Origin of the sequence: Veillonella sp. ACP1, from assembly GCF_000286635.1 — a bacterium.
In the GTDB taxonomy this organism is placed as follows: Bacteria; Bacillota; Negativicutes; order Veillonellales; family Veillonellaceae; genus Veillonella; species Veillonella atypica.
Window position 1 is genome coordinate 1 of the sequence record NZ_ALKL01000020.1, and the last position, 7,670, is coordinate 7,670.

2 protein-coding genes and 1 rRNA gene are annotated in these 7,670 nt (G+C 41.9%); all 3 read right to left on the minus strand.

Annotation, left to right across the window (positions count from 1 at the left end; translation table 11 throughout):
• Nucleotides 1–610, minus strand: a 16S ribosomal RNA gene (locus tag HMPREF1151_RS07535); the annotation flags it as partial.
• 1,188 nt (nt 611–1,798) lie between these two features.
• A complete protein-coding gene (locus HMPREF1151_RS07540; protein WP_009661623.1) occupies nt 1,799–2,599 on the minus strand; it encodes a hypothetical protein in 801 nt (266 codons plus the stop codon).
• A gap of 76 nt (nt 2,600–2,675) precedes the next feature.
• The coding region (locus HMPREF1151_RS09740; RefSeq protein ID WP_038141524.1) for a YadA-like family protein at nt 2,676–7,670 on the minus strand (4,995 nt) is incomplete at its 5' end.

Below are 7,670 nucleotides of genomic sequence, written 5' to 3' on the forward strand. Positions count from 1 at the left end.
ATCCGCCTGCGCGCGCTTTACGCCCAATAATTCCGGACAACGCTTGCCACCTACGTATTACCGCGGCTGCTGGCACGTAGTTAGCCGTGGCTTTCTATTCCGGTACCGTCAAATCCTCGCACTATTCGCACAAGAACCATTCGTCCCGATTAACAGAGCTTTACAACCCGAAGGCCGTCATCACTCACGCGGCGTTGCTCCGTCAGACTTTCGTCCATTGCGGAAGATTCCCCACTGCTGCCTCCCGTAGGAGTCTGGGCCGTGTCTCAGTCCCAATGTGGCCGTTCATCCTCTCAGACCGGCTACTGATCATCGCCTTGGTGGGCCGTTACCCCTCCAACTAGCTAATCAGACGCAATCCCCTCCTTCAGTGATAGCTTATAAATAGAGGCCACCTTTCATCCAGTCTCGATGCCGAGATTGGATCGTATGCGGTATTAGCAGTCGTTTCCAACTGTTGTCCCCCTCTGAAGGGCAGGTTGATTACGCGTTACTCACCCGTTCGCCACTAAGATTGATAGAAGCAAGCTTCCATCGCTCTTCGTTCGACTTGCATGTGTTAAGCACGCCGCCAGCGTTCGTCCTGAGCCAGGATCAAACTCTCCAAGATATCTTGAAGCTATTTGAGTAGCTCAATATTTGTTGTCGTTACATTTAAGTAACTTTGAATTATGGTTGGTTTTGACTATGTCAAAACCCGCACTCTGGCATATGTTCAATCATATGATTGATTACCTATCATTGTTCAGTTTTCAAAGATCTGTACCAGTTAGACCAGATATTATCTAGCTCCGAAGCACTTTCGTTTGAAGTGTTTCACCAACTGGCGACTAGATTATAATAACATGTTGACCATTCAGTGTCAAGCACTTTTTATAATCTTTTTTAGAATTCTGTAATTACCTCTATGTGAGGGATTTACATAAAATTCCAAAATAACTAACAAAGAATCTAGATTGTATCTAGTGTTTCCTCATTAAGAAACAGTCGCCTCAACGACTGTATGGTTATTATAGTACAAACAAGAGATGCGCGCAAGCCCTAATTTTAAAAAATTTGAAACTTTTTTCACCTTTTCTGTATAGTGTATTTATTTATTTTCATTCTACTATATGTTGTATGATAGCTTATAATTATAGGTGATTCTATAGACTATAAATACAATATATGCTATTTCAATAATTAGCACCAGTTATATCTATTAATTACTACAGGCCTGTTGTATCTCATTAGAGATCATACATATGGCATCTTATAGATAGAACAGGCCTGTTCTATTTCTCAAAGGACTATGCAATACCCTTCCTGCAATTAGTACAGGTCTGTTCTATTTCACAAGAGACCACACACATACCCTTCTCCCATTAGTACAGGCCTGTTCTATTTCTCGAAGGACCATGTAACACCCTTCTTACATTTAGTACAGGCCTGTTCTATCTCTCAAAGGGCCATACAACACCCTTCTCATAATTAGTACACGCCTGTTCTATTTCACAGAGAGCCATGCAACACCTTTCTTACAATTAGTACAGGCCTGTTCTATTTCATAAGAGGCCCTATACATGTAATCCTGCGATTACTACAGGCCTGTAGTAATTTAAAATCTCTATATAATACTATAATATGTATTGTTCTTCTGCTATTAATTTCATATAAAACAAATGACGCCACCCACAAGGGTGGCGTCATTCGTATAAGGATTATTTGTGCCCTAGTTAGGGGTTCTAGGGTATATACGGCCCCTATATCAGCATATGAGGGGCCATATTGTTTTTTTAAAGATATACGGTCAGCAATCTTATTGTTGAATTGCTTTACGCAAATCAATTGTGTGAGGAGCGGAAGGTTCCACTGGCTCATTGATTGCTTTGCGAAGGTCTACTACGTGTTCTTCAGTAGCAGTAGGCTCTTCACTTGCTTTGTTTTTTACGGTTTCTTTAGCTGCGTACCAAATTGTTTCGTTCATCATGTGACGAAGGTCTTCGTTGTTCACATGTTCTTGATCTTGAGCCATGATATCCAAGATTGCGTCTTCCAAAGCACTTGCTTCATCGTTAGTCATAGGACCGCCGATTTCTTTTTGTCTTTGAACGACTGCATTGATTTGGTCTACCATGCCGCGCAATACGTTAAATCCGTAGCTATTTACGAAACCATCTTTTTCATTGTATTTTGGCATATCAAAGAATTCGTATTCATTTTTGTTACGGTTTTCGCCGTTCCAGTTGAATGCGACTTCAAAGCCATGGACACGTCCCACGGAATGTGTGCGAAAATAGTCCGCATAGTTATGTTTATCCTTGGAATGTAACCATTTACTTTCAGCCTTAGTCAATTGTTCATGATTGTCATGTTTAACCTTAGCTTTAGTATAGTTAACTTCAGCATTTTGCCATGCTTGTACAAATGTATGAAGGGCTTGTACTGTTTGTGGGCTAGCCACAGGAACGAGTACAACAGAGCCTGTAGTTGGTGTAGAAGCAGGGTTAGGCAAAATCAAATTATCATCATATGTTGGTGAGCCAGCAGCATATCCTGTAATGGATGCAGCGCTCATAAGTGCTGCTGCTGTGAAAGCAAGCATTGTAGATTTTTTCATATCTATTCCTCTTTTCATTGTCGAATATTAGCGATGGTAGGGGATTCAAGGAGAATCCCCATCCATGTGTATCTTATTACATACCTAATTTAGCCATCATAGCAGCCATTTGAGCTTTCAATTGGTCTACTTCGCTTTGTAAGCCTGCATTTTGAGCCTTAATTTGTTCATTTTCGGCTTTCAAATCAGATACTTCGCCTTTTAATCCGGCATTTTGTGCTTTCATAGAAGCCACTTCAGTTTGCATTGCATATGTAGAGCTGATAGGACCCTTACGGTAACGATCTGCTACAGCAGCTTCGCTATCGCGGTTGCCAACCTTCCAAGTTACACCGGCGTTAGCCATCATATGGCCGTTGCCGCCAGCCCAGGACACGCCTGCATGGAACATTGTGGATTCGTTCTTGTAATGAGCTACGCCCAATGCCAATGCGGAATTACCACGGTAGTTACCATAACCAGCCATGATTTGAGTTGGTTCCATTGGATCGTATTGGATAGGTTTCAATGCGGACAATGCAGCAGATTGTGCACCTACATGACCGATTTCTTCACCCAATTTATCTATGCGAGGGTCAGCTGCAGGGTTAACATGTAAATCGTATTCATGTTTGTTAGGATCTGTGCTTAGATCTGTAACTCGTACAGTGCCATCTGTAGATTTAACAGTTGTTAAGGAATCGCGCAATTGGTTAACGTTTACGCCATCAGTACCATCGATACCAGGTGCAAGGTTAACGATGCGATTACCAGTCATGCTGAGATTACCACCATGAACTTCAAAAGCTGGAGTTACAGCTGCATCACGGTCGTATTTATTACCGCCTGGGTTAGCGTTGATGCGAAGAGTTGCGCCACCGTTGCTGATAGAATTGATTTCAGTCAAGTCGTGAGACAAGCTGTAAGTGATGGAGTTATCAAGTTTATCGTCGCCATCAACATGTTTGCGTTCTACAACCATATTGTCGCCAGCGATGTATTGCGTACCTTTTTCAACTTTTTCAGGGTTCTTAAGGCCTTTAGCCACACCAGAACCATCAGTACCAACGCCAGCATAAACTTTCGCGCCAGAAAGATCAGCGTTTACAGTGTATGTTTTTTGACCAGTTGCGTTATCAGTTGCTTCATCAACGGATACGTTTTGACCAGCTTTTACGATTGTGCCAAGGCCAGTGATAACCTTTTTACCTTCGTTAGTAATGTTGGACAAGTCTTGACGAGCGATACCGGAAATAGTTGCTTTCACAGGGTTGCCGTGTTCGTCAACTAATTGTTTACCAGAACCATCAACATATGTCATTTCAACAGTACCGTTTTTGCTAACTTCGTAGTTACCGTCTTTGATACGAGTATCGTTAGCTTTGGAGATACGTTTAATATCGCCGATGTTAGCACCATTGGAATCTACATCGCCACCAGATTTCACGTTGTGAATTTGTTGGCCACCCATATCAACATTGTTCTTAGTGATAGTAGGACCACCAGTGATAGTCAAACCATCGTTGTTAACTACTGTATCACCAATTGTTACGGAACCATTTGGAGTCAAGTCGATGTTGTTGTTCAATGCGAATTCTACTTTTGCACCATCAGCAGTGTTAGTTTGTTTAACAGTGAGGTTCTTACCACCAGAGAATTCTACAGTTTTACCATCAGTGATGTTTTTAGCTGTTTTATCGGAATCGTTAGTAGTATTACCAGTAGATTTAATATTGAAGCCGTTCATAGTACCAACGCCGTCAGCACTAATTGTCATCTTACCAGCTGCATCTGTAGAAACTTTGATGTGGTCGCCGCCTACAACATTAACTTTTCCGCCTACAGGTTTAACGTCTGTACCGTTAGCTTGGATAGTCCAGATATCATCTAAGTTAGCTACTTGTTTAGTGCCGTTCTTAGTTGTGTACTCGATACGATCATTACCTACATTGTAGTTAATAGTTGTATGAGATGTTGGGCTACCTAAGTGGATTGTGTTAGTTTGAACGCTGTTAAGCTCTTTCAAATCTTTATCCAATGCGAATTCGTAAGTTTGTTCTTCGCCGTTCACAGTTTGTTTTACGTTCAAGTTTTTACCTGCGCCGTAATTTACTGTGCTGCCAGGTTTAACGATTGTTGCAGTGGATGTACCTACCACATTACCTGTTGCATTAGCTTTCCAACCGGAGTTGTTGATTGTATCAACTACAGTTTTAACTGTTGCGATACCATCTTTACCATCTACGCCTGGTTTGCCGTCTGTACCTTGTTTGATGTTGCCAAGGTTAACGTCGTATTTAACTTGACCATTTGCATCAACGGAAGCAGATGTGTAGTTACCATCAACGAAGTTCAAGCCTTTAGACAATTTAACGGATTGAGTGTTAGTGCCGTTAGCAGAGTATTTCAATTCTGCATCGCCAAGGTTAACGCCAGTAGCACTTACCTTGTAGATTGTTTGACCATCAGCACCAGTACGGGATGTTACTTTTACGTTATCCCCTTCTTCAACCTCAGTCTTAGCGGATTTCAATTGTTTTACGTTAACTGCATCAGTATCGTTTACGCCAGCTTTCACATTAGTGATGTTATAACCACCAACATTTACATTGCCGCCGTCGAATTTGAATTCATTACCGCCGATTGTGAAAGTAGCAGGACCACCGTTTTTAATCGTATTAATGTTGTTCAAGTCCTTAGCCAAACCGATGTTGATTTCGCTGTTGCCATCAGCACCTTGCGTGATGCTTGTTTTGATGTTAGAGGAATCGTATTCGGAATCAGCTTTAGCGCCTGTGCCTTTAACAGTTACTTTGGAGCCAAGTTTATTTTTCTTTTCGCCACCGGAGTTAGCGTCGAAACGTAAACCATCATCCAATGTAGCTACTTCGTGTTTATTGTTGTCATGATCTTCGTAAACGATGCGAGTTACGCCGTCAGCGCCTTTTTCGCCTTTCATAGTAAGACCGTCTTTGCCGTCCTTACCATTTAAGCCGATGGAGCCGTCTTTACCGTTGATGACAACGGAGGAACCATCTTTACCGTTTACACCAATCTTACCGTCAACACCGTCTTTGCCATCTTTACCAACTTTGATGTCATCGGACAATGCATAGTTGTAAGTATGATCGCCTGTTACAGCATTAACGATTTGTTCAACAGTTAAGTTTTTACCAGCACCGAAGTTTACAGTTGTGCCAGGTTTAACGATTGTTGCAGTATGGTTATTGACTGTGTTACCAGTAACATCACCTTTCCAGCCGGAGTTGTTGATTGTATCAACTACAGTTTTAACTGTTGCGATACCATCTTTACCATCTACGCCTGGTTTACCGTCAACGCCGTCTTTCACCTTACCGATTGTTACGTCGTATTTAACTTGACCATTTGCATCAACAGAAGCAGATGTGTAGTTACCGTCAACGAAGTTCAAGCCTTGAGACAATTTAACGGATTGCGTGTTAGTGCCGTTAGCGGAGTATTTCAATACTGCATCGCCAAGAGCTACGTCATTCGCATTAACAGTGTAAATTGTATGACCGTCATTACCATAAGTTGTGTCTACAGTTACGTTATTACCAGCCTTAACTTCTGTTTTAGCTTTTTTCAATTGTTGTACGTTAACTGCATCAGTGTCATTTACACCAGCATCTACGTTAACAATTGTTTTATTACCAGCGTTGATACCAGTCTTAGTAATGGAAGGACCACCAGAGATAGTCAAGCCATTGTTATTAACTACAGTATCGCCAATTGTTAAGGAACCAGATGGAGTCAAGTTCACTTCTTTGGACAATTGAACCTTCAACTTGCCATCTACGTTATTCACGCCGATGTTGTTGTCAGTCAATTTAGTGCTGTTTGCACCACCAACGATATCCATTGTTTGGTTCAATTTCTTAGCGATTACTTTGGATTTATCAGCGCCTTGTGCATCGTCGCCAGCATATTTCATGCCGTCATCCAATGTAGCAACTTCGTGTTTATCATGGTTGTGGTCTTCGTATACGATACGAGTGATACCGTTAGTACCATTTTTACCGTCTACGCCATCTTGACCTTTTTCGCCACGGATAGTAAGACCATCTTTACCGTCCTTACCATTGAGGCCGATAGAACCGTCTTTACCATTGATCACAACGGAGGAACCATCTTTACCGTTAACACCGATCTTACCATCAACGCCGTCTTTACCATCTTTACCAATCTTAATGTCGTTGGACAATGCATATGTATATGTTTGTTCACCAGTTGCATTATCGATATGTTGAGCAATTGTCAAGTTATCGCCTGCTGCATAGGAAACAGTCTTGCCGTTGCCTACAGCTGTAACTGCATGGTTACCAACTACATTGCCTTTCGCATCAGTAGAGAAGGAATAACCGTCTTTGATTTGATCAGCCAAACCGGACAAGTCGATTTTCGCAATTGTACCAGCTTGGTTAGCGCCGTTACCATCGTTGTATTTCAATGTTACGGATTTGCTTGCTGTATCGTAAGCGTAAGATGTAGTTGTTTCACCAGTACGATTAGATGTTGTAGGAGCAATGTGCAAATCGTTAGCTTTGGAAATTGTCTTAACGTCGCCGATATTAGCACCGTTTGTATCATCAGTGGAGTTGTTGTTTACGATACCAGATTTAAGGTTCGTAATGTTGTTGCCACCCATGTTCACATTGCCGCCGTCGAATTTGAATTCGTTGCCGCCGATTGTGAAAGTAGCAGGGCCACCGTTCTTAATTGTGTTGATGTTGTTCAAGTCTTTAGCCAAACCGATATTGATTTCGCTGTTACCATTAGCACCTTGGGTGATGCTTGTTTTGATGTTAGAGGAATCGTATTCGGAATCAGCTTTAGCACCTGTACCTTTTACAGTAACTTTGGAGCCAAGTTTATTTTTCTTTTCGCCACCGGAGTTAGCGTCGAAACGTAAACCATCATCCAATGTAGCTACTTCGTGTTTATTGTTGTCATGATCTTCGTAAACGATGCGAGTTACGCCGTCAGCGCCTTTTTCGCCTTTCATAGTAAGACCGTCTTTGCCGTCCTTACCATTTAAGCCGATGGAGCCGTCTTTACCGTTGATCACAAC